The following is a 24,503-nucleotide window of genomic DNA, read 5'->3' on the forward strand; positions in this document are numbered from 1 at the left end:
AATACAGATGAAAGAATTAAACGAATCGGAGTTAAAAAAAATAGCCTACAATTGCAGAAAGGCTACTTTTTTAATAGAGAAGCAACAAATTGGACAAATAACGCAAAGGGAAAAAATCGAGTTAAAGATACACCTGGCAGGTTGTTCCATTTGTGTAACCTTCATGCAGCAAAGTGCGGTCATTAACCAGATGGCCAGGAAACTTTTTACGGCCGGTTACACGGAATTGAAATTGGATGATGGATTTAAAGAGCAGCTTCAAAAGCGGATCAACACTCAACTTGAGAAAAATTGATAATAATAAAGGACCGGAATCATTTTTCTTAGACTTCCAGCATCTTATTGGTGGCAGATCAGCACCATCTAATGCTTATCCCAATTTTATTTAGCCTTAATTTTCATTCTGTGCTTTAAACCGAACTCAATTAACGAATTAATAACGGGTTGGGTTTCTACGGCATGGCTGGTAATAGCGTAAGAAACAGTCACTGGTTTTGTATTGTTCACCGTACGTGTAATGAGTAAGTTTTCCTCCAGTTCCTGCAATTCCTTTGAAAGTACTTTTGGAGTTATTCCTCCTGCAGTTTCAATTAAATCCTTAAATCGCATGGTGCCGAAATTGTATAAGTTCAGCAAGATGCAAAACTTCCACTTACCACTTAATAACTCAATTGCATCCTTTAACGCCAACATATTCTGGTCGTATAAATCTGCCTCACATTTTTGTAATTCCATAAAAATAGTCACTTTCCTTAAGGTAACGAATAGCAAAAGTAAAGTAAAACCAGATAATTTTGTCAAATATTTAACAAATAACAAGCCTGCGTAAGATTAAAGGTTCAACATAGAAATAATCTTAGAAAGGCTTCATTAACGATAAAAATTATTCAAATGCAAAACGAACAGAATTACAACAATGAACTTGAAGGTAAAATTGCACTGGTAACAGGTGGAACAAAAGGAATAGGTAAGGCAATTGCCGACAAGCTAACGCAGGCAGGCGCTAAAGTTATTGTGATTGCGAGAAACCAGGTAGAGAAACCAAATAGTCATCATCATTTCCTGGCTGGTGACATAGCTGATGCTCGAGACACTGAAAATTTAGTGAAAAAGATTGTGGATGAATTTGGTAAAGTTGACATTTTAATAAATAACGTTGGGGGTTTGAACAGTCCCGGTGGTGGCTACAGTGTTTTAACCGATGAACATTGGGAAAAGGACCTGCGGGTAAACCTTTTGTCTGCCGTTCGTTTGGACAGACTTTTACTACCAATGATGATTGCTCAGAAAAGCGGTGTGATTATCCATATATCTTCGGCAAGCGGCTTAGTACCACAATGGGAAGCAAACTTAGTTTACGGTGTAGCAAAATCTGCCCTGATTACGTATAGCAAAACGTTATCCAATGAAGTCACACATAAAGGTGTAAGAGTATTGGCAGTTTCGCCAGGACTTGTAAAAACGGAGGGGATGGAAAAATTTATAGAAAGTTATGCCAATAAGGCTGGTATCTCGGTGGAGCAGATGACACAAATAATGATGGACAAAATTGGTGGGGTACCCATGGGAAGACTGTCGGAACCAGCTGAGATTGCAGATTTTGTTAGTTTTTTAGTGTCACCGAAAGCTGCCTATTTAACTGGTGCAAATTATTTGATAGACGGCGGTAATATTCCGGTATCATAATTATAGCGTGGCTACTCTGTATTTTAAAAGTAGCCTCGCTATCTTCGTTATTGATCAGAAATTCATGGTCTGTAATGGCTAGTCAAGACGTTGATATGATATTTTTATATAGTGACAAAGACCAGTTTATACTTTTTCCAAACCGCGAAACTACAGTGAAGAAGTTGATACTCATATCCCATGATTTGAATAAAAGGCATCACTAAAGCATTTTTTGTAGCTGCTCCGGTTTGTATCTGTGGCAGCATCTTCTCCACCCGGGAGGACAGTTCAGCTATTTGATCTTTAAAATCCATTCTGTTTTGATTGATGATTATTCATTCTACTCTCCCAACCGCATAAAGTCTTACCCTCAGCTCTTGCTGTTACCTCATCACTTTTCAACAGTTTGAATTGGCAGTTACTAAGCCCTCTGCAAGTCGCAGAGTAATGGTATCTTTTTGTCTGCTTATTGTTACAGATATAGACAGTCCTTGGAGCGGGGAAACTGACGCCATATAATAAGAGATATGCTGAGAGCAATAGTGTATTCATGTGATCAAAAGTAGAAGGTTGTGATGAGGTATTATTACGGGAAACCATAAACAGTCGTGGACTTTCACAATGCTATGTTTCTGATTAAATGCCTGATATATTTTCAAAAAATCAGTATTGGATGTTAGCGTATTGAGCGTAAACCCGATTGTTATACTGTCATCGATGTACGATTTGGTAACAGCTGCCAGGAATGCCTGTCAATGATGAATGTTTCGGTGATTAGCCCGTAAAGCATAGACCCGAGCAGACATTACAGCCATTAGCAGTGAGATAAATCTGCCGTGCTACAAATACTGCCCCGAAACAAGAGGAGAATTCACCCAGATATGACCTCTTTTCTTCAGTGGGCAGATCTGCGCAATCCTCCTGGTGAACCACATAATCGCGGTTAACCTGTGGCTGTTTGTTGACATAATACTTCATTATCATCTTATAGCTGGTTGGCTGAGTGCCAAAGGTACCGCGAACAATATGCCCAGATTACGGGTATCCGTAAAGTGGTTAAATAATCTTTTTATCCTTACAATACGCAACGAGTTGCTCATTGTTGGAGATATTTAACGAAGTTTTGATGGTATTCAAACGTTTTTCTACACTACTTAAGCCTGAGGGTTTAATATTCTTTTGTTGCAGATAAGCGGGAATGTTTTTCTGAGGCGTTCCGTTACAAAGCAGGGTGATGATCTCGATATCAAAAGCCTTGAAATCAAAAGAATTTTCCACTCTCTTGTGACGCATCAGGTCGGCAGAGCGATACTTTTTATTGTTGGCCACTGCATCAATGGCCCGTTTAAGATCTTCTGCGTCGTAGCGGGCTTTACGTACATAGGCATCAATACCAAGCTCTTCAAACAATTCATCAACTTTACTGATATCATTTTCCAGGGAGAAAACAATGATCTTTATTCCGGGTTGGATGGCCTTCACTGCTCTCACGAGCTCTTTGCCTCCGGAGATTTGCTGAATATTGCTGTCTTCATCAAATGATAGGTCAGTAATCAGTAGATCAAAAGGCTTTTCCTGACGAATGGCGATCTGTATGAGTTTATAGGCATCATCACAATAAAATCTGAACTCTCTCTGAGGAACACCAAGATCATCCAGAGTTTTGCGCACAGAAATATTTGTGTGTTCGTGGTCTTCAGCTATGAGTATTTTTTTGAACATTGATCAGTTAATTTAAGATACGGGAAATGAAATGTTAATTTCCAGTCCCTGCTCCAGTATACTTTCAAAAGTAATAGTACCACGAATATTTTTAATACGGTTTTCCGTATTTTTCACACCATTCTTGCTAATTGCATCCTTCATGCCCACCCCATTATCTGAATACGAAACCTTTATGGTCGAATCCTGACGCAGGAATTTTACCAGCACGCTTTGTGCCTTGCTATGTTTATCCATGTTGGTCATCAGTTCCTGCATCACGACAAACAATTCTGTCTTTGCCTCATCATCAACATCGAGCCATAATTCATTGTCATTGCCTACAATCAATACTTCCGTCATTTCAGAAGAATAGGATTGTATCATGAGGGAGAGTTCAGCAGCATAATTCCCGTCATTGTAGTCTCCCTTACCGTCATAAGAGATATCCCGGGAAATATCATAAAGCTTCTCCAGTTTATCTGCTATCGCATTTCGATGTAGCCCCGGGTTATTCTCTACCTCAGACATCAGGTGGTATACCTTATTGGCAACTCTGTCATGAATCTTTTTTACATACCTGAGCTCAGTGTTTTTAACTTCCAGCTCTTTTTCCTGCCGCAGAATTCTGTTTCGTTTCCTAAACCACAGAAAGACTGAGAGTAACACCAGCAGCAAGATGACAACTATGAAGTAACCGATCAGTAACCTGTTCTTCTTTTGAACATTTTCTGCCTGTGCCCTGAGAAAATCAGCCCTATGCTTTTCAGTTTCGTACCTGACCATGGCAAACTGATTTTTAGATTTCCATCTTTCAGTCTGCAGGCTATCCCCCAGGTACTGATAGCGTTCAAAATATTTTTTCGTGTCTTCCGTAGGGCTAAACCTGATTAAACTCTTTAATGTACCAAGCTGATCGTCAGGGCTCCTTAATTCCATTGCAATGGTATACCTCAGCTTTGCATAAAACAGTGCAGAGTCTGTAGATTTTTTGGCGTAGTATTCAGATAGATGCGCGTAGCTGGAGTTTTGACCCCACAAATCTTTTTGTTCTTTTCGGATACGCAGCGCCTGCAGATATTCGGGTATAGCATTATACCCCGGGTTTTGTAGCCACTTGGTGTGGGCAACATTAGTCAAGGCCCGGGCATAATTTTTATCACTGCTATCCGTAGCCTTCAAAATTGAATTGTATAGGATGAGGGCAGCTTTGTAAGATTTCAGCAAGGTATACACTGTTGCCTTGTTGTTCTGATTGACGAGTAGGTGTGGTGAATCTCTTGAAAACTCAATGGCCTGGTCATAAAATTTGATAGCCCTTTTATAATCCTGTAAATTTTGGGAAGCCATCCCGAGATTATTATAATTCGAATTGATATATACGTATTGGCTTTCATTACCGGGGTCAAAATAATGGTTAGCACTGAGCGACATTTCCAGTGCCCCAAAGTTATCTCCTTTATCCAGGGCAATGAAGCCCATATTGACCAGACACTTTGCGACACCCGTGCTGTCCTTTTGCGATAAAAACAGATTTTTAGCTCTATTGAAAAAATAGAATGCGCTATCGGTCATGTCTCTTTCCCGGTAAACAAATGCCTGATCATAGAATAGATTATTCTCTTTCTGATCTTTCCGGCTTTCATTCCTGCAGGAAAGAAAAATAATGATAAATAAGAGCAGACCAAGATATTTCAAGCGCTATTTTTTTTACCAAAATAAATAATAAATCTGGCGTTACCTCCAATTAATTGTCCGTATTTACTAAAAAAAAATCTTACATAAAAAGGCCAGTCAGGAATACCTCTTTGGCATTCCCGACTGGCTGATGTGTTTATAGAATTACTGATCTTATTTAGGAGGAGGTATGTGTCCAGTATCACCACCTATAGGTGGTTCATCCTGAGTTTTAACGGTACCATCAGATGGGGAACCCAGTCCCAATATCAGCGCGATTAATAAGTGATAGAAAAACATAATCAAAAATTTAGAAATGAAATACTTTGCAGTTCCCCGCGACCATTCGCGGGGGATGCTGCGATTGTAAATCAGAAGGCCTTCTGAAATTTTTGGGAAGTATGAGATTCGAACGCGGGAGCTGGTAACTGCTTCCCAAACCGGTTATTAACTACCGCGTCTTCATCTCTTTATGAAATCTGTTTTGTACATTTAAACCCTGATAGCGAATCAAAGCCCGAACTGATTTCTAATGCAAACATATGGGCATGTAATTGATTATCTATCAGAGGATTCCGAAGATTCCAATGATTCCTTTGGAATTCCGAAAGTTCCTGTGAGATTCCGAAAATTCCATCTTATTAATAGCTCTCAATGGATTTGAAAAGGTTTGATGATTATAAAAAGGCAGTAATGCTGGCTTATGAAAAAAAGAAAAATGAAGGTAAATTACCTCCTTATCTGCAGCGCCATACACCGGCAAAATTGAAACAGGAATGTGTAGATGTGTTTCCTACCAGATATTCAGATCAGGATGCCGAAACATTTAGATTATTTTTTGGTCTGGGAAAGGATGCCGCAGCTTACTTTAAAAGTCTTAGGGATGCCGATCCTGACGTTTTTAAACCCTTAAACAACTATCTAAAAAAAAGCACGGGAGGTACTGCAGAAAGAAACATTCATCTGTTAGCCTGGTTAATAGATTTTGAGCACAGACCATTTATTCCTGTGGATGCTTATGAACTGGCGAATCCGGAACGGGATCTGCCAACCCCTGAAAAAGAACTGTCCCCCGGAATACCTGAGAAAAGTCCAGACATTCCAACTCCCACAGACACAGAAAAGCCCGAGGATCAGACTCCGGTCCCACCAAATATTGACAGAGATGGCAATGGCAAATTTGGCGTGCCCAAAAAATTCGACAAGGCGATTATAGCATTTTTAGCTACAGTCTTCGTTGTGGTCAGTTCATATATCACTTACCAAATACTACAACATAATCAGTGCATGTACTGGGATGGCGCCAGGTATCAGCCAATAGCTTGTGAACAACATGTTGATGGTGCTGTGGTTATAGCCCGGGATACTTTCAGATCAGCTCACTTTAAAAAGATAACTAATCTCTCAGTGATAAAAAGAAGTGATATAGGTAAGGTTCACTACGCTAAGGAGAATAATATAGTGACCTTTTATACTACCGGAGGTGAGAACCCCGAAGATCATCGTAAAAGATTATTACCTATGTCCGCTCACATTTATGAAAAGTATGTCTTGAAAAATAATAATTACGGGGTGGGCATCACACAAACTGTTCAGCATTAAGTAAGCTTCGCCTTAGATCTGTCAGGCACAGTTGCTTTATTGGAAAAACGTTTTGTAAACTGCTATTCTATGTGTCCTTAACCGGTAAGGGATCTTTTCCTGACTTCCGCTCATCTGGAAACCTATCGCATGAGATTCTTTGATAGGCATATGACAGTCGATACAGTTCTTTGCAAGTACCGCCTTATTTTTCTCAGGCACCGTTTTATGCACCACATCTTGATGGCAGCTGATGCATTTATTGGAATAGATCTCTACACTTTTCTTGGTATTATCATGAACATCATGGCAGGTGATACATTCTGCTTTGCCTACCTTATAACAAAGGCTTGCTTCGAGTAATTGTTTCTGTTTTCCATGAACATCCGGATCCTCGCCCTTGTAAACGTTGTATTGAGGCAGGGTTTTAAGCGTATCGCCGGGTTTAAAAGCAAATGTGGAAGTCAGTGTTTTTATTCCCGTTCCGGAATGGCACACTCCACACATATCAATTCTTCTGGTCAGGGCGAGAGCTTTATAACTTACCATAAAGGTTGCCTTTTTCACCGTTGGGTTTGCTTCATGGAACTCCACATGCTGGGCAGCAGGTCCGTGGCAGCGTTCACAATCGATGCCCGCAATAAGAGACCCTTTAACAAATTCTTCTTCTACACCAAAATCACCGGCTTTGACTAGTTTTTGATTTACAAATGAACTGTGGCACTCCAGACAACGCGCAACGATTGGTCGCCCGAAATAAATCTGGTCAGTTGGGAAGCCTGGGCTATTTACCCATTGATGTTCTTTGGTCAGATAGTTTAGCGGCATTTGCATGAGCTTATTACCGAACCAGAAAGCAAAGGTATAGGCACTGATCCCCGCGCCGAAAACCATATCAGTATGTTCAGTTTTCATCGCCTGCCCATGAACAAGTGCAGACTGGTATAACCCGTCTTTGAGGTTTTTAACGCCGACTTTTGTGTTCTGGTTAAAAACGAACTCGCCGTCCGGTAGTTGAAGGCTATCGGCAGAATTTGGCTTTGTAAGCATTCTGGAAGCATTGAAATGCGCGTTATGGGTGTAGGACTCCGATAAATCCTGATGACAATTTTTACAGGTGGAACTGCCTGCGTACGCTGGTCCCCGGCTGTCTTTACGTTCTGCCTGCTGAGTACATTGCACGATAGCAAACACGAAAATGCCCAGAATCAGGAATACTAAAAATAAACGTCGTTGGCCCATAAAAATATTTGATTGCTGGCATCTGGCAATTAAAACCTAAAGTAGCCAAAATAACATAAAAAAACCCCAGACAGTTAAATTAACTGCCTGGGGAACTTAATGAGAGAGTAATTAACTCAATTTCTAGTAGCCTGGGCTTTGTTTCAGTACACCTTTACTTCTGTCAATCTGATCCTGTGGAAGAGGGAAATACTCATCCCTTGCTTCTATAGAAATTCCTTTCAGGTAACTGAAATACCCACCTTCAAAGTTGAAATAGCTTTCCAGAGTTTGCTTGGCAATACCCCAGCGTACAAGGTCAAAGAAGCGGTGTCCTTCCATTGCAAGCTCAAGTCTGCGCTCCATTCTCACAGCATTTCGTGCATAATCCGCACCTGGGAACAATGGATACGGGCTTACCTTGTAAGCTGCAGCAGCTGCACCGCCTGCAACAGTTTTAGGCGGCAGCAATGCTGCACGTGCCCTCACCTTATTCACCAGCTCCAAAGCCCTCGGCAGGGCGCCCGTTTCAACAGCACATTCTGCGGCCATCAGGTAAACATCGCTCAGACGGATCAGGTTTACATTTAACCCGGTCACGTTCGTTAGCCCGGGTGCAGTGCCCGAAGTGATTTGTGTCTGGTCCAGTACATTTTTGACCACTACAAACGGACCTGCATTACCCACATCACGAATCCATGCATCTCCCGGCATTAAACCGTAACCTTTACGGTAATCCACACCCCGTCTGCCCAAAGTATAATCAATACGCGGGTCAAGTGCCAAAGTAGTTGGTACTTTATAATTAGTTTTTGCGTCCCCCGTTAAGGCCATATCAGATGTATAAGGGTTAGTACGGTAAGAACCGTCCAGGAGCGGTAAACCGGCAGCATCCACTTTAAAAGCATTTGCCAGATCAATCGTTGGCTGGAAGAAACCGCAGCATGCAACCGCATACGGGAAGTTGAGCATATCACCAACGTTTCCGTTATCACCACCGGTACCATCAGCACCTACGGCATGTTGTACCGCAAAAATAGCTTCCGGACCATTTTCTTTCTCAATATCAAAGTTGTCTGCAAATGGCATTGTAACCAGATCCGCCTTAGCGGTGATCACTCCATTCAGCTGGGTGTAAGCTTCAGCATATTTTTTCTGGTAGAGCAACACTTTACCCAGGTAAGCCTGTGCAACATATTTATCTACACGGCCCACCTGTCCTTTTGGTTTGGTTTCAGGCAGGTTTGCCAGTGAATAGGTCAGATCGGCAACGATAGTAGGATAAATGTCCGGCGTATTATCTACTGCCGGCTCTGTAGTCGCTTCTGTAATCAGGGGAACAGATTTAAACACACGGACCAGGAAGAAATAATAATGCGCGCGTAACAACCTCGCTTCAGCCTGAATCTGGGCTGCGCGTGTATCGTCAAATTTCACACTGCCCTGTCCTGCCTGTAAGGCAGTAAGTACCCTCAGCGTATTGTTACAGCGCTGGATACCTTCAAAACATCTGTCCCAAAGATTGGCCAGGTTATCATTGGTACTGGTTGGCGAATGCTGCTCAATCAGGTTCATATTTGGCTGGTCACCATTACTACTTCCCTTATGGGCATTGTCTGAAGCTACTTCGCCAAATAACCATTGGCTGGGAGCCGCTCCATAATTACCCCAGGTTCCGTTGACGTTACCATTTAACAGACCGTAAGCTCCGGTCAGCAAAGCCTCCACGCCATCCTGTGAAGTGAGGTTTTCCGTGATCAGCTCTCCCTGCGGGTTTCCCTGAATAAAATCCTTTTTACACGACAATACGGTGCAAAGGACAGCTATGAGCGATATATATATATACTTTTTCATTTTCTTATCTTTTAAAATTAAAAACCAACACTAAGACCTAACAGGTACTGACGTGGAGAAGGGTAAATACCCCTGTCTAATCCCGGTACTGAGAATGTATCCGATTCCTGGCTGATCTCAGGATCCAGACCAGTATACTTTGTTATGGTAAAGATGTTGGTCGCACTTGCATAAATCCTGAATTTGCTTACCCCCGATTTTGTACCAAAAACTTTAACAGGTATGGTGTAACCGATCTGCAGGTTTTTCATCCTGAAGAAACTTCCGTTTTGTACATAGTAACTTGAAGAAGCATACTCCAGGTCAGAAACTCCTACATAAGGGGAAGGAATCATGCTGCTGGTATTTGTAGGGCTCCAGGCATCCAGTAATCTTGTACTTCTTGCGCCGTCAAAGGTTGGGAAGTCTGTAAAATAACGCGTAGCCTCATAGATATCATTACCCTGAACACCGTTAAAGAACATGGCCACATCCCAGTTTTTGTACGCAAGATTTACGCTCAGCGAGTACAGGAAATCCGGATTTGGATTACCGATGATCGTTCTGTCATCAGGCGTAATCGCGCCATCGCCGTTCACGTCCTGGTATCTGAATCCTCCTACCCTGGCACCGGTATAAGACGGATTGCCGGTGATGTCTGCTGCATTCTGGTTAATGCCGGCAACCTGATAACCATAAAATGCGCCAAATGGCTGACCTTCCTGCAGGATCGATGTGGTTAAACTTCTAAAGTTACCATAAGGCTGCTTGGTGATACCGTCGGCCAGTTTGACCACCTTATTCACATTTCTGGAGAAGTTTACCCCCAGATCTAATTTAAAAGGGTTTTCATTGTTACGGTTCACATGGTAACCTAAATTAACCTCAATCCCTTTGTTGCTGATATCACCAGCATTCACAAAGGGCGAAGTTCCCAGCCCTACAGCTGTTGAAGGCAGTGGTACCGGATACAACACGTCTGATGTTTTCTTGTTGTACCAATCCACCGATCCGTCTAAGACACCGCCTTTAACAGTGAAATCCAAACCCACGTTAATTGAACTTAACGACTCCCATTTGATTCCCGGATTGGCGTACGCATTCTGATAAACTCCTGAGATTACATTGTTACCGCCACCTAAAGGATAACCGGCACTGTTGATCGCACTCTGGAACCTGTTCAGGTAATTGAATGACGGAATCCTCTGGTTTCCCGTTTGTCCGTAACCTACACGCAGTTTCAAATCACTAAAGAGCGTATTGTCTTTCATGAAGTCCTCTTCCGAGATTCTCCATGCACCACTTACCGCAGGGAAGTAACCGTATTTGTTATCAGGGCCAAAGTTGGATGAACCGTCACGACGGATCGTAGCACTAAACAGGTAACGGTCGTTGAAAGAGTAGTCGGCCTTGGCAAACAGAGAGAACAGTGAACCGATAGTTCCTGTACTGCTGTTGCTGATATTTGAGGCGCCGGCACTCAGGTAATAATAATCCGGGCTGCCCAGTAAGAAGAAATCATTTCTTCCCCCATTCAGCTGCCTGTTACGGTTACGGATAGCCTCTGTACCAGCCAGGATATTGAATACGTGTTTGCCAAAGGTCTTTTTATAGTTTAAAGTATTGGTCCAGGTCCACTCTGTGGTATACCCCTCGTTTTCATTTAAGTTATTCGAGTTGTTACCCTCCAAAAACTCAAGATTGGGATAACGCAGGGTCTGTCCGTTGTAGTTCTCATATCGGATACCAAAGCTGGTACGCGCTGTTAAGCCTGGAATGATATCATATTCACCAAAAACGTTTCCAAAAAAGAAATTGCTTCTGTTGATATTGTCTTTAGCACGGTATAAAACAGCAACCGGGTTTTCTGCATTTCCTAAACCACTGCCGCGGCTACCTGCAAAGTTACCCATGATATCGTAAACCGGAACAATCGTAGGAATACGGTAAGCCCATGATATAGGGCTGCCTTCATCCTGGTATTCTCCCGCTACATTTGGGTTAACACCAAAGCCGAAACCTTCTGAATAACTGTATTGCGCGTTTTCACCGAAGCGCAGTTTATTATTCAGCGCAGTAAACTGCGTGTTGGACCTGAAGTTGTAACGGGTAAACCCTGTGTTTTTGATTGTTCCGTTTTGCTTCAGGTAACCACCTCCGAAACTGTAAACGGCATTTTCGCCGCCACCTGTTGCGCTCAACTGATAACTTTGGGTAGGCGCACTTTCAGTGATTTCATCAAACCAGTCTGTTCCCTGCTGATTGGCACGGGTGATCTGATAGAAAGTATTGGGATCCCTGCTGTAATTGTATTTAGAAGGGTCAGCATCAGCTGCAGTGATATTTTGCCCTGTTGCAGTTCCTGCCAACAGGTATGTGGGTAATGTAGGACTGGCGCCGGTGCCATAGTTGGTACCTGTTGATGGCGGTAAACCAGCATTCTTGTAGCCCAAAAACAGATAGTCGGCATATTGCTGGGGAGACATCATTTTTGGAAAGGAACCTTTCCTTGGTGTCTGTATGCCATAATAGCTGTCCAAAGATATTTTTGGTGCTCCCAGTGTACCTTTTTTTGTGGTGATGATCACGACCCCGTTGTTGGCACGTGCGCCGTAGATTGAAGATGACGAAGCATCTTTCAGCACCTGCATGCTTTCAATATCATTCTGACTTAACCAGGAAAGTTTTCCCTCATAAGGAACACCGTCAATGACATACAATGGATCATTGTTGTTGATCGTCGTTGTACCACGAACCCTGATCTGCGGGGTAGAACCCGGGGCTCCATCAGTAATGATGGCAACACCGGCTGCCTTACCCTGCAGTGATTCAATGGCACTTGCCGCGGGCTGCGATTTCAATTGAGCAATGTTCACCACAGCTACGGCACCCGTTAAATCTTTTTTGCGTTGCGAGCTGTAACCGGTAACTACAACCTCTGTAAGGTCGTTTTTAACAGGATCAAGCGTGATGTTTAAAGTGGATTGGCCAGCAACAGTTACTTCTTTATTGTTGTAACCAACAAAAGAAATAACCAGAACTGCATTTTCGGGTACATTGAGGGCAAAAATACCGTTGGCATCGGAGCTAGTTCCTCCGGGTGCATTTTTAATTTTAATGGAAGCGCCCGGAACAGGAGACTTGTCATCGCCAGCGATGACTTTTCCGGTAACTTTAGTTTGTGCCTTTAAGTTAAAAGAAAAACACAGACTCATGAGCAAAAGGATTCCCATCCCCTTGATAAGTGGTAGTTTTCGTTGCATAAGAATATATTTGGTTAAAAGTTAGTGTGTAAAATTTTTATTTACATAGATCATGAAGGAATTTAGTTTATAGGTTATACAGTTAATAGTGATTTGTATTTTATAGTATAAATGTAGCAGCAAATAATTAAATAACGGAAACGGCAGCATACGTATTTAGAAACAACAGCTAAAAATTTTGTAATTTACCGTATTGGTGTCAGTGATGACAAAGTTCCGGGATTACAAGTTATATCTGGGTTATTACTAAAACGGTAATCTAATGTAATAAATCAATTGTGTAAAAACAACACTTAGCGAATCATTTTTTTTTCGCAATAATCCTGAGAGTGGCAATTCGCCTATCCGATCAGCAGATGAATCTATAAAATATGACTTTCAAATGCGCTTCCACCCAAATAGCAGATCCCTGAAACCACCCGGCAAATTTCTTGATGCCCTGAAACAAGTTTTTTTTCCAGCGTCTTTGTAAATCGGAAATATTGTAAATTCGTAATGTCCAAAGTTTATAGTAAGCCTATTATGAAAAAGTCTTTAATACCTGCCGATGGCCAAACCACCTCGTCACAAAATGAAAAAGACCACATTTCATTTATTCGGTATAATAATGACGTAGGGAGTATGAACGCCAGAATCGAATTACATGGAATTACACCAAAGCAATATCAGCTATCAAATTGAACGTTTAGTAATACTTTTTGAACGTAATGCTATCTCGTGCCAGCCATCTTCGGGATTCCTTTGAATAACAATTCAAATACTAATTCCAAAGAAACAGTAAGAACAAATCAATCAATTGAAAAATTATGAACAAACAATATTTTACAGAGTTGGCAGGCTATATTACCCGGGCAGACGGCATTGCTATTGAATGGTTAAACCAAATCAGCAATGGAACCAGGTAATTACCAGCAGTTTCAGCAGCATCAAACAAACGGCAATTCATATTGCCAGTGCAGAGAAAATCTGGCTTGACTTCTGGACAAATAAAACCGATCCGGTTTATTTATCTAAAGAATTTAAAGGCACTAAGGAAGACTTGACAGCAATCTGGAAAATAACATCAGCCAGTTTAAAAGATTTCATCGAGCACTATGCTCAAGAAAACTAATTCTGGCACACATTCCCCCACATGATTAACCACTCTACTTATCATCGTGGTCAGTTAGTAACACTGTTGCGTCAGGCTGGTTTTACGGATCTGTGTAATACTGATCTGTTTACCTATTACAGGAAAATTCAATATTAACACTTAAGGCCAATATCCTCTGTGTTTTGAATCCGGAGGATATTGGCATTATATTGGATGGTTAAAAATAAATTAAATTATATTTACCGATTATATTTACCAGAGTTAAAAATATGCCATAGCACACAATTGGTGTTAAAAAAAATAAAAGAATGAACAATTTATCAAATCAGGTTGCCTTTATTAAGGAGATCGACAAATTAAAATATATCCAGCGTAAAACGAGGTTATTCAATAGTGACAGGCACGAAAATGATGCTGAGCACAGCTGGCATCTTGCGATGATGACGATAGTTTTGGCTGAGCATTCAAATAAGCCGGTTGATGTACTGAAGGTTTTAAAGATGGTTTTGATTCATGACATTGTAGAAATTGATGCCGGGGACACTTTCATTTACGACACTTCTAAGAGCCATACAAATACGGAAGAGGAATTTTTGGCAGCCCAACGCATTTTTGGACTTTTACCAGCTGAACAAGGCCAGGAATTTATAGCGATCTGGTCTGAATTTGAAGAGGGTTTAACTGAGGAGGCGAAATTTGCCAGATCTATGGATCGGTTTGAACCCCTGCTGCAGAATACTTCTAACGATGGCGGAACCTGGAAAGAATATAATGTTGGATATCAGCAGGTTTATGATAAAAAGATAGCCATTAAAGATGGTTCAGAACAGATCTGGAAATACGCTGAGGATTTAATAGACGAGAGTGTGGAAAAGGGAATTCTTAAAAAATAATACCCATAGATTTAAATATGTCCTCCTAAGGTTAAATTTGATACCGGCTTAACCTGCAATGCCTATTTTTGCATTTTCCAAATTGCTGATATATGCCCAATATGGCTGCTAACTTCCTTTGGATGTTCACCGGGATCTTTGCATTAGGAAGACATTTTTGGAGCAGCTGGGCCGGCAAGCGCTAGCGGCAGCATCCCCAGCGCATCATAGGCCTTTTGCTTATAATATGCAAACCGCTCTGCATAGGCCAAACTTATCATTTTCCAGGGACAGATAAAAATAGGCGCCGTCTACCAGTACAAAAATGAAATCTGCAGTGTTTTTCGGGTCGGCAACTTGTAGTTAGTCCGCCTGAATTGCACTGCTCAATCATCGTGGCAAGTCCCGCCCGGAGTGAATCCAGAATCACCTTATACTTTAACTTGATTTTCTTTTCGCGGAAACCAGTGCATAAAAAGTGTAAAACAAACCATCATCAAAAAGCAGGTTCCATTTTTTTGAGAATAACATTTCTATCGTATGCTGTAAGTCTTCCACTGTAGCCTAGTCGTGGCGTTTGATCGTATAAATAAGTAAATATTTGTCCAGGATATGATCTATCAACGCGTAGGTTAAAGAAACTATCCGCCGGGTTTTTATAAGCTCGTTGTTTAAGCAACCGAAAATAGCGTTAATAGATGGATCAGCGTTAAATAATAAACGTTTAATTATGTTATAATCGCGATCGGCCCGTTTGTACTGATTATATGCTTTGTTTATAAATCAGATTGCCTATGTTTAAAGATCAACTATCCATAGCCTAATCATGACTATTACAATTAAAGAAACCAGGGATATTCAACAAGAGGACATTATAAAAATTTACCATGCAAACGGCTGGTCTTCCGCCCAGAAGCCAAACGAGCTTATTAATGCTTTATTAAATTCTCATTCTTTGGTTACTGCCTGGGAAGGAGAGAAACTTATAGGATTAGGAAATGCACTTTCTGATGGTTATTTAGTAGTTTATTACCCTCATCTTATTATTCACCCGGACTATCAGGGAATGGGTGTAGGAAAACTAATTTTGAATAGATTTCAGGAAAAGTATGGTAGGTTCCACCAGCAGATTTTGGTTGCCGATGGAAAGGCTATCGACTTTTATGAAAAATGTGGATTTGAGCGCGCAGGAGAAACGAAAGCAATGTGGATTTATCAGGGAACTGAGCATTGAAGTCTCGGTTGCCAAAACCAGCGTCACTTTACAAACAGCGAAGTCTTCAGCAAGAACCACATGATGATCAAAAAAGCAAGATCAAAAAAATACAACGATAGCACAGATCCTTGAACTGATTGAAGTAGTTACTGCCAGCAGAACCACTGAAGATTAATTTTTAACCTAACTAAATGGATGCCGTACAAACTGACCAGACCATTCTAAAAACCAAACAACATTTTAAAATCCTGGATGGATTACGCGGAATTGCGGCAATTGCTGTAGTTATTTTCCACTTTATGGAATTTGCCGTTCCCGATTATAAAGATAATTTTATTGCACACAGTTACCTGGCAGTAGACTTTTTCTTCTGCCTGTCAGGCTTTGTTATTGCTTACGCTTATGACAGTAAGGTAGAACATATAGGGATTTTACGATTTATCCAATTACGGCTGATCCGTTTGCACGTACTTGTGGTTATCGGTGCAATGCTCGGGCTGTTTACATTTATATTCGATCCTTTTAGCAATCTATACCAAGGCTACGGCTTAGGCAAAACGCTGCTGATCTTCTTATCTGCAGCGCTGTTAATTCCATACCCCCTCGTACACGAACGATACTTTAACCTCTTTCATCTTAACCCGCCAACCTGGTCATTATTTTGGGAGTACATAGCGAACATTTTTTATGTTTTTATACTCTATAAAGTTAAGAATCAATTATTGTGGGTATTCTTGGTCATTGCTGTTCTTGTACTTGGTTATGAGGCTCACCATGCGGGGAATCTGGCAGTGGGATGGGGTGGTGATAATTTTTTCGGTGGCGGTGCCCGGATCTTCTATTCATTTCTTGCCGGAATGCTGGTTTACCGCTCAAACTGGATCATCAAATCGCCTCTGGGTTTTATAGCTATGTGTATATTACTGGCTGCCGCTTTTTTAATTCCTTTTAATGATCGATTTAACCCGCTGATAGACTTACTTGTTACTATCCTATATTTCCCGCTTTTGGTGGCATTGGGTGCAGGAGCTGTTTTGCAGGCTGGTTATGAGAAAATCTGCAGGTTCCTGGGTGATATTTCGTACCCCTTATATATGATCCACTACCCATTTCTTTGGATTTTCTTAAGTTATGTAGAAATGAAAAAACCGCAGATGAACGAGTTGGTGCTTGTCATTGTTATATCTCTATTTTTATTGATCGGACTGGCTTATCTCATCATGGTCTTTTTAGACCAGCCCATCCGTAAATATTTTAATGCCAAAATAAAGAAAGCATAACCAGGCAATAAAGCGCCCTGAAGTGATGCTGGAACAAAAAAGATACGCAAGGTGCAGGAATTTATTCCTATTAATTCCCTAGATTTAGCGGGAGCAACAGTTCGGCGTATCCATTCTTAACCAAAATGAACCTATAAACATGATGACCAAGAAACCAAACAACATTACAGCCAGCGCGGCAGATCCCTTTTCAATTCATGAGATCATGGAGTTAAACCCTCTCTTCAGCAGGCGTGAAATGTTGGGAATAACAGGGATGGCCGGTATAGCAGCTTTAACCGGCATTTCATCCGATGCTGTTGCTGGGACAGCGCCAAAACGACCCCGGATAGCATGTCTGGTTAGCTATTGGGGTGCTCCGAGATCACATGCCGACTGGATCATCACCAAGCTGCTGGACGGTTATTGGTGGGATGGTGCCCACACCCCATCGCGGGTAGAGGTTGTAGCTATTTATATCCACCAGCTTCCTGATAGCGGACTGGGACAGAAAATAGCCAAATCGAAAAACATTCCGATCTTTAAAACAGCAACTGAGGCTGTCACCTTGGGGGGCAAAGAACTCGCCGTGGATGGCGTAGTCATAGTTGCTGAACACGGGGAGTATCCTACCAATCTTAAAGGTCAGTGGATGTTACCGCGCTGGTGGATCTACCAGCAGGTTGTCCGTGTTTTCGAGCAGAGCAAGCGCTCGGTACCGATCTTTAACGACAAGCACCTCTCCTACAATTGGGACGAAGCGAAGTGGATGTTTGACAAATCCCGTGAGCTGGATTTCCCATTGACCGGAGGTTCATCTATACCAACTTACTACCGCACGCCTGAGGTAGAACTCGATATAGATACGCACATCAAAACATCAATCGTTGTTGGGGATACCGCCGATGAGGGAGCCCTATTCCATTGTGTAGACGTACTTCAGGCTTTTGTAGAACGCCGTAAGGATGGCGAAACAGGTGTCAGGTCAGTACAGTGTATCCGTGGGCCTGAAACATGGAAGTGGGTGGAAAGTAATCCCTGGGCCGGTAAGCTGCTCGAATCTGTAAGGATAAAATTTGACCTTAAACCGGGGCACTTTCAGGAGAGTAAATCACCAAACGTATGTATAGTAGAGTATAACGATGGTACAAAAGCAGCGGTAATTTCTGGGCATGGTGTGGGCTGGACCTACGCCGCGGAAATCCAGGGGCATAAGGACCCGACGATAATCTCGATTCTGGGTTGGCCAGGCCCATTCGCACAGTACCACGCCTCCAACTCGCAGCCACACTGGATTACCGAAATGATGGTAACCAAAAAGGAACCATTCAATGCCGAACGGCTGTTGCTGTCCACCGGGATTGTATCCTACAACATGGACTCAAACTGGGAGAACGGCCGTTATTCTGCCGTTGGACGCCGCATAGAGACACCGTTTATGAACATGACATACCGCTCAGCACGGGGAGCGCAATTTAGCAAGGGGACGAGGCCGCCGAACACTCCGTACATACGTGGTTTTGATATATAGCCCCCACAGCAGGCTGACTACAATCCAAATGAACTGATAAAATAATGAACCAATAATCTAATGAAACGCAGAGACCTTATTAAGAGCTTAACAATATTACCAATAGCCGGAAAGCTTTTCCCCATACAATCCGTTTTAGCCGCTCCTGTCACCGGCCAAAATATTCCTTTTAATCCTCAGGATAAACCAATGCCTGCGCTGCACCGCAATTCATTTGTGATGGACGGACATACACACGTAATGACCCGCGAGCTGCTGATGAAAACTGATATCGGCCAGCGTTATACCGATGGGAACGTAGATCTGCCAAGGGCTAAAGAAGGCGGCGTGGACGCGATGTTCTTTTCAGTTTATACCCCTGAACACTATTATCCGGGAAGATTTGAAACAAAAAACACATTTCGGGTGGTAAACCTGGCCCTGGACCAGATCAAAAAGAATAATGCAGTGATCGAGCTGGCACTCAATGCATCTGATATAACACGCATCAACAAAAAAGGCAAAATTGCAGCCTTCCTGGATTTGGAAGGCGGTTATGATCTTGAAGGAGATATTGACCTGCTCCGCGCACTTCATCGATTAGGACTTAGAGGTATGCAGCTTACCGCACATAATACTACAAATGGCTTTATTGATGCCTGCAATGATATCAGTTATTGGGGCGGAATCAACGATCTCGGAAAAAAGATCATCGCCGAAATGAACAGCCTTGGAATGGTCATCAACGTAGCTCATGCATCTAATGACGCAATCCTGCAAACTGTAGAGGCAAGTAAACATCCTGTAATCTACAGCCATGGCGGGTTCTACAGCATCGTAAACCACCCCCGCTGCATTAGCGACGAAGCAGCAAAAGCTATCGCTGCAAAAGGTGGTGTGATTGGTATTCACTTCGGAAGCCTCTTCAACAATCCAAAATACTGGGCTTGGCAAAAACCGCCGGCTACCCCCAGGGTTACAGTACCAAAAGGAACCAGGCCTGCATCCCTTGTACCGGGATCAAACAAGCAGACAATTGAAGATGTTGACAAGACACTGGCGCTGGAGGTTCCATTAAATTTCAGAGGAACCATCCCTGAAGAATATTGGATGCATGTTGATCAGCTGGCTAAAGTTATAGACTACGGTGTAAATCTGGTTGGCGAAGACCACATGGCTTTGGGTTCCGATCTGGATGGCGGCCCTGAACTGCCACACGAAATTAAAGACATCAGCGATTACCCGCAAATGACCATGGCAATGCAAAAGCTGGGTTACAGCGATCAGCGAATCAAAAAGATCCTTGGTTTAAACTGGCTGCGTGTGATACGACAGGTAACTGAGGGTTAATGGTAAAAAAGTTATTTGAAAACCTTATAGTCACGAAATTTTAACAATTGCTTTATAAAAATACACCCGACGCGCAGAAGGAAATAAGTGATGGGGCATCCTGTTATGCCCCTACCTTCTTTCCTGCTTGCACATAATCCAGCGGTGAAACACCAAATTGCTTTATAAAACTTCTTCCAAAATGTGCCTGAGAGCCAAAACCAGTCATTGTAGAGATTTGATGGATGCTGTGTACACCTTCACTGAGCAATTCAGCTGCCTTTTTCAATCGGGTAATCCTGATAAGGTCTAAAGGCGACAAATTAGAAATCGTTTTGATCTTTCTATAAAATGTAGGTCTGCTCATATTCATCAGGTCTGCCAGCTGGTCAACATTCAGCTTATTGTCGATATGCTTGTTGATAAAATCCGCAACCTTCTCCAGAAAAGCTTCATCAGCCTTATTGTAGGCCATACTTTTAATATGTATCAGGGGAGAATGGGCGAAAAAATTCCTGATCTTGTCCCGGCTTGCCAGCAAGTTAGAAATTTGTTTAATTAAGTGCGCCGGAGAAAAAGGTTTTTCAATATATGCATCTGCTCCCACTTCCAGACCTTCAATCCTGGACTGTAGTGAATTGCTGGCAGTAAGCATTATAAGTGGAATATGCGTATATTCCAGATTATCCTTTACAGCCTTGCAAAGTGCAAAACCATCCATTACAGGCATCATGATATCACTCACAATCAGGTGGACGCTTGTTTTCTCCAGTACACGCAGTGCTTCCTCACCATTTGCAGCCTGTATGACCATAAATTCGTTCATCAGTTGTTCGCTGATAAACTTCCTGATCTCAAGATTGTCTTCCACTAAAAGGATAACCGGTAAATCGTGATCTGCTTTGGGAACCAGTTCAGGTCTAACAGTAAGGTCCTCCATCTGCATGTTGATGTTGAATTCCCTGTCATGGTGCAAAGGTAAGGTCAGCACAAAAACATTCAAACGTCCCTCTTCCGCTACTACAGTAAGGCTTCCCTCATGAAGTTCGGCCAGGGATCGCGCCAGCGGCAATCCTATACCTGTCCCCCGTTCATCCTGTGCCTCCTTCATTCTGTAAAAAGGCTCAAAGATCTTCTGCTGCAGTGCCACAGGGATCAGCAGGCCATCGCTTTTCACGTTAATGGTAAATGTTCCGGAGCCTTCGCTAAGGCTGATCATTAAGGTCTTCGCTGCGTACTTCAACCCATTATCAATCAGGTTGCTCAATATCTTATTCAGCCCTTCTATGTCAGCATAAGCCTGCAACTGGACCTCAGGAAGCTGCAGCGTAAAACGTAATCCCCTGGCCACTGCAGCGGCGTGATATCTTTCATAGTTATCTTTTAACAGCCTGCTAATATTCACGTCAACAAAATTCAGACTAAAGCCCTTTACCTCGGCTTTTCTAAAATCCAGCAGCTGATCCGTTAATGCGATCAAACGCTCCGTATTTTTCTTCATCGTGGCCAGGTTTCCTGCTATTCCCGGTTGTTGATCGGATTTCCTGATCACTTCATCCAGCGGCCCGCTGATCAGAGTTAAAGGGGTACGGATCTCATGGGTCACATTGGTGAAAAATTCAACTTTCGCCTGGTACAGTTCTTTTTCTTTTTTAGCTTCCCAGAGTTCTGCCCGCCGCGTATTTTTTTGTTCTACCCAACGGTGGTAATAACGGATAAAATAATAGTTAGCAACTATAAAAAGTATCAGATAGAGCGTATAGGCAAGGTTTGTTTGCCAAAATGGAGGTTTGATGATAATCTTGATACTGGTATCCCGACCGCTCCACTTGCCAACACTATTGGCCGCCTGCACCCTAAACAGGTACGACCCTGGCGATAAATTGGTAAAGTAAACTTTTCTGTTTCTCTTGAGTATGGTCCAGTGTTTATCCAGACCCTCCAGCATATACCGGTACTCAATCGTTTTAGGTGCAGTGTAACCTAAAGCGGCAAAATCAATACTAAAAGTTGACTGATCATGGTTGATGCTGAGCTCCCTGGTAGCATTAATGGACTGCTTTAAGGGCGATCCTTTCTGCCCGATCTGTATTTCCCGGTTATAGATCTGGAAGCCGGTAATGTACACAGGGGTTACAAAATCGTTTGTTCTGAATAATTCCGGTTGAAAACTGATCATTCCCTGCACACTGCCGAAATACATCCGCCCATTGCTATCTAAAAATGCAGATTTATAATTGAATTGATCGTTCAGCAGGCCATTGGCTTTGGTATAGGTCCTGATCATTTTTTTAACCGGGTTGTAACAGGCCAGCCCGCGTGAGGTACTGATCCATAAATTATGGGACTTATCTTCGAGTATACTATAGAAAACACTGCTTGGAAAACCCGTCTTGGTACTAAACCGCTCAAAATTCTGTTCCTTCGCATTCAGACGGCAAAGCCCATTTTCCGTAGCAATCCACAAACTGCCGCGTGAGTCCTGATATACCGCATTAATATCATTGCTTACCAGGCTGTTTTTATCCCTTTCATCATTTTTAAACCCACCTGAAGTTTGAGTAGACGGATTATAAAAATATAATCCATCGCGCAGCGTACCGGCCCATATAGTGCCATTGCTATCTTCATATAGAGATGAATAATGATAATTACCGGGTATTTCATTCATCAGGCTAAAGTCGTCAGTGGATTTATTGTACCGGTAAACTCCGATGGCGGAACCAATCAAAATATCTCCTGAGCGGGTCTTCAACATGCTCTCAATAAAATTGCTCTTCAACTGATTGGGTGCAGAACCGGCACGGTAACGCCTGATGACCTGCTGTGTACGGATATCAAACACGTCAAGTCCCTGTTCAAAAGTCCCTACCCACAACTCATTGCCAACTACAATTAAACCATGTATATTGGAATGGGTACCAATGGTCTGGGTTCCGCCTGGCCCAAAATGTTTGAAGGAACCTGATTTTGGGTTGAACAGGTTAAGGCCGCCGTCTTCTGTCCCAATCCAGAAATCCCCATTGTGATCGGCACAAATTTCACGTACTGCATACCCGCTTAAACTATTACTTCCCCCCTGTGGAAAAAACTTATCAAAGGCACTGAGCTGTCTGGGATAGTAATTGATCCCGCCAAAGTATGTCCCTGCCCACATTCCTCCTTCTTTGTCCCGCGTTAAGGTATAAACTGAATTGTCTGATAGTGAGTAAGGATTATTGATTTGTTTTCGCAAATTCGTTGTCTTTCCTGTCTTAAGCTCATAAATAAAAAGTCCGGATTCTGTTCCGATCCAGTATTCACCATTTGCCTTTTCTGCAAAGTCACGGGCATAGATCCAGGTATGGTCAGCATTTTTAGTTAAGATATCCTGATAAGCCAAAGTCTTCATATCAAAAGCCTTTATCCCCTGATTGGAGGTGCCGATTAAAAGTACGCCTTTCCCGGTATCATATATTTTCTCGACCCAGTTGGATATGGCAGGTTCGGAATGATTAAAAACATTGTAGTTGGTAAAAGACTGAGTCCCCCGCTTCAGCTTTTGGATAAAGCCATCAGTAGTTGATAGCCACACCTCGCCGGTGGCAGTCAATACAAATGATGTCACCTGGGCATGTTCGTGATGGTCATAAACGGTCAGCTGATCTTTTTTTTGCTCGTACCGGCATAATGTAGTACCTGCTATATACCAGATATTGCCGCTGGCATCAATTTTTAAAGCCCTGATCTCTTTGTTTTTTGTATAAGGGACGAGGCTAAATGTCTCAAGCAAGGGGTTATACCGAAAAATACCTCTGCGGGTACCTACCCACAGGTTCTGCTGCTGATCTTCAAACAAACAGCGGACAAAGTTGTCGCCTATGCTGCCCGCCTGATCGGGGTCATTCCTGAAGATCTTAAAATTGTTGCCGTCAAACCTGTTGAGGCCATCTTTGGTTCCAAACCATAAAAATCCCTTTTGGTCCTGCAGGCTGGAGATCACGGAATTATATGAAAGCCCGTTTTCTACTTCATAATGTCTGAAGTTATAAGACTGTCCACTGCTGGTATAACACATAGCCTGCAGCACAAATAATAGCAACAATATTTTTTTCAAGGGTTTATAAATTGGTTACCGATAAAATTAACAGAATTAAGTTCATAAAAGCAAACACCCGTGTTATTTGGCCAATAAATAGGCAAAATGATACGATCTGAACAAAAATTGATCTGATTGATCAAATCTGAATTCCTTATTTAGACAATCCATTTATAGGTTCATAACCTATCACTGGAATAAC

The 24,503-nt window shown here is 42.3% G+C and carries 18 protein-coding genes and 1 pseudogene; 10 read left to right on the plus strand and 9 right to left on the minus strand.

Annotated features, from left to right (window positions below):
- The first annotated feature begins 7 nt into the window (after positions 1 to 7).
- A complete protein-coding gene (locus tag BLW16_RS00360) occupies positions 8 to 295 on the plus strand; it encodes a hypothetical protein (RefSeq protein WP_090554134.1) in 288 nt (95 codons plus the stop codon).
- Between the two features lie 86 nt (positions 296 to 381).
- Here the strand turns inward: BLW16_RS00360 and BLW16_RS00365 are convergent, their stop codons facing one another.
- The gene (locus BLW16_RS00365; RefSeq protein ID WP_090554136.1) at positions 382 to 735 is read right to left on the minus strand and encodes a winged helix-turn-helix transcriptional regulator; all 354 of its coding nucleotides are present in this window, start codon (positions 733 to 735) and stop codon (positions 382 to 384) included.
- Positions 736 to 891: 156 nt separating this feature from the next.
- Between BLW16_RS00365 and BLW16_RS00370 the strand changes: the two genes are divergently transcribed.
- A complete protein-coding gene (locus BLW16_RS00370; protein WP_090554137.1) occupies positions 892 to 1,686 on the plus strand; it encodes an SDR family oxidoreductase in 795 nt (264 codons plus the stop codon).
- 104 nt (positions 1,687 to 1,790) lie between these two features.
- Here the strand turns inward: BLW16_RS00370 and BLW16_RS00375 are convergent, their stop codons facing one another.
- The 3 genes from BLW16_RS00375 to BLW16_RS00390 form a co-directional block, all read right to left on the minus strand.
- Complete coding sequence (locus BLW16_RS00375) at positions 1,791 to 1,982, minus strand: hypothetical protein (protein ID WP_090554139.1); 192 nt, start codon at positions 1,980 to 1,982, stop codon at positions 1,791 to 1,793.
- 742 nt (positions 1,983 to 2,724) lie between these two features.
- Positions 2,725 to 3,390 carry a response regulator gene (locus BLW16_RS00385; protein WP_090554141.1) on the minus strand — a complete coding sequence of 222 codons (666 nt, stop codon included), beginning with the start codon at positions 3,388 to 3,390 and terminating at the stop codon, positions 2,725 to 2,727.
- Positions 3,391 to 3,402: 12 nt separating this feature from the next.
- Positions 3,403 to 5,067 (minus strand): ATP-binding protein, encoded by a 1,665-nt coding sequence (locus BLW16_RS00390; RefSeq protein WP_090554142.1) that lies wholly within the window; start codon positions 5,065 to 5,067, stop codon positions 3,403 to 3,405.
- A 633-nt stretch (positions 5,068 to 5,700) separates the two neighbouring features.
- On the opposite strand from BLW16_RS00390, the gene BLW16_RS00395 reads away from it, so the two are divergent.
- Positions 5,701 to 6,648 (plus strand): hypothetical protein, encoded by a 948-nt coding sequence (locus tag BLW16_RS00395; protein WP_090554144.1) that lies wholly within the window; start codon positions 5,701 to 5,703, stop codon positions 6,646 to 6,648.
- 36 nt (positions 6,649 to 6,684) lie between these two features.
- Here the strand turns inward: BLW16_RS00395 and BLW16_RS00400 are convergent, their stop codons facing one another.
- The 3 genes from BLW16_RS00400 to BLW16_RS00410 all read right to left on the minus strand — a co-directional run bounded on the left by BLW16_RS00400 (position 6,685) and on the right by BLW16_RS00410 (position 12,944).
- Positions 6,685 to 7,869: a cytochrome c3 family protein gene (locus BLW16_RS00400; protein WP_090554145.1), complete on the minus strand. Its 1,185-nt coding sequence runs from the start codon at positions 7,867 to 7,869 to the stop codon at positions 6,685 to 6,687.
- A 123-nt stretch (positions 7,870 to 7,992) separates the two neighbouring features.
- Positions 7,993 to 9,702, minus strand: a complete 1,710-nt coding sequence (locus BLW16_RS00405; RefSeq protein WP_090554147.1) for a RagB/SusD family nutrient uptake outer membrane protein — start codon at positions 9,700 to 9,702, stop codon at positions 7,993 to 7,995.
- A gap of 17 nt (positions 9,703 to 9,719) precedes the next feature.
- On the minus strand, positions 9,720 to 12,944 hold the full coding sequence (locus BLW16_RS00410; RefSeq protein ID WP_090554149.1) for a SusC/RagA family TonB-linked outer membrane protein: 3,225 nt from the start codon (positions 12,942 to 12,944) through the stop codon (positions 9,720 to 9,722).
- 871 nt (positions 12,945 to 13,815) lie between these two features.
- On the opposite strand from BLW16_RS00410, the gene BLW16_RS23920 reads away from it, so the two are divergent.
- From BLW16_RS23920 to BLW16_RS00425, 3 genes are all read left to right on the plus strand, one after another.
- A complete protein-coding gene (locus BLW16_RS23920) occupies positions 13,816 to 14,055 on the plus strand; it encodes a DinB family protein (protein ID WP_139298223.1) in 240 nt (79 codons plus the stop codon).
- Positions 14,056 to 14,076: 21 nt separating this feature from the next.
- Entirely contained in the window at positions 14,077 to 14,193 is a 117-nt protein-coding gene (locus tag BLW16_RS23925) for a DinB family protein (protein ID WP_139298224.1), read from the plus strand.
- A gap of 152 nt (positions 14,194 to 14,345) precedes the next feature.
- Positions 14,346 to 14,930, plus strand: coding sequence for an HD domain-containing protein (locus tag BLW16_RS00425; protein ID WP_090554152.1), 585 nt, complete (start codon positions 14,346 to 14,348; stop codon positions 14,928 to 14,930).
- A 219-nt stretch (positions 14,931 to 15,149) separates the two neighbouring features.
- On the opposite strand, the pseudogene BLW16_RS23965 reads toward BLW16_RS00425, so the two are convergent.
- Positions 15,150 to 15,440 (minus strand): annotated as a pseudogene (locus BLW16_RS23965) (hypothetical protein).
- Between the two features lie 295 nt (positions 15,441 to 15,735).
- Between BLW16_RS23965 and BLW16_RS00435 the strand changes: the two are divergent.
- The 4 genes from BLW16_RS00435 (at position 15,736) to BLW16_RS00450 (ending at position 20,244) form a co-directional block, all read left to right on the plus strand.
- Positions 15,736 to 16,143 carry a GNAT family N-acetyltransferase gene (locus BLW16_RS00435; RefSeq protein ID WP_090554153.1) on the plus strand — a complete coding sequence of 136 codons (408 nt, stop codon included), beginning with the start codon at positions 15,736 to 15,738 and terminating at the stop codon, positions 16,141 to 16,143.
- 173 nt (positions 16,144 to 16,316) lie between these two features.
- On the plus strand, positions 16,317 to 17,405 hold the full coding sequence (locus tag BLW16_RS00440; RefSeq protein ID WP_090554155.1) for an acyltransferase family protein: 1,089 nt from the start codon (positions 16,317 to 16,319) through the stop codon (positions 17,403 to 17,405).
- Between the two features lie 139 nt (positions 17,406 to 17,544).
- Positions 17,545 to 18,915 carry a hypothetical protein gene (locus BLW16_RS00445; RefSeq protein WP_217631489.1) on the plus strand — a complete coding sequence of 457 codons (1,371 nt, stop codon included), beginning with the start codon at positions 17,545 to 17,547 and terminating at the stop codon, positions 18,913 to 18,915.
- Positions 18,916 to 18,975: 60 nt separating this feature from the next.
- The gene (locus BLW16_RS00450) at positions 18,976 to 20,244 is read left to right on the plus strand and encodes a dipeptidase (RefSeq protein WP_090554157.1); all 1,269 of its coding nucleotides are present in this window, start codon (positions 18,976 to 18,978) and stop codon (positions 20,242 to 20,244) included.
- Positions 20,245 to 20,347: 103 nt separating this feature from the next.
- Here BLW16_RS00450 and BLW16_RS00455 read toward each other — a convergent pair whose 3' ends face one another.
- Positions 20,348 to 24,319, minus strand: coding sequence for a hybrid sensor histidine kinase/response regulator transcription factor (locus BLW16_RS00455; protein WP_245735087.1), 3,972 nt, complete (start codon positions 24,317 to 24,319; stop codon positions 20,348 to 20,350).
- Between the last annotated feature and the right edge of the window lie 184 nt (positions 24,320 to 24,503).

It is taken from the genome of Pedobacter hartonius (assembly GCF_900107535.1).
GTDB classification, from domain to species: Bacteria; Bacteroidota; Bacteroidia; order Sphingobacteriales; family Sphingobacteriaceae; genus Pedobacter; species Pedobacter hartonius.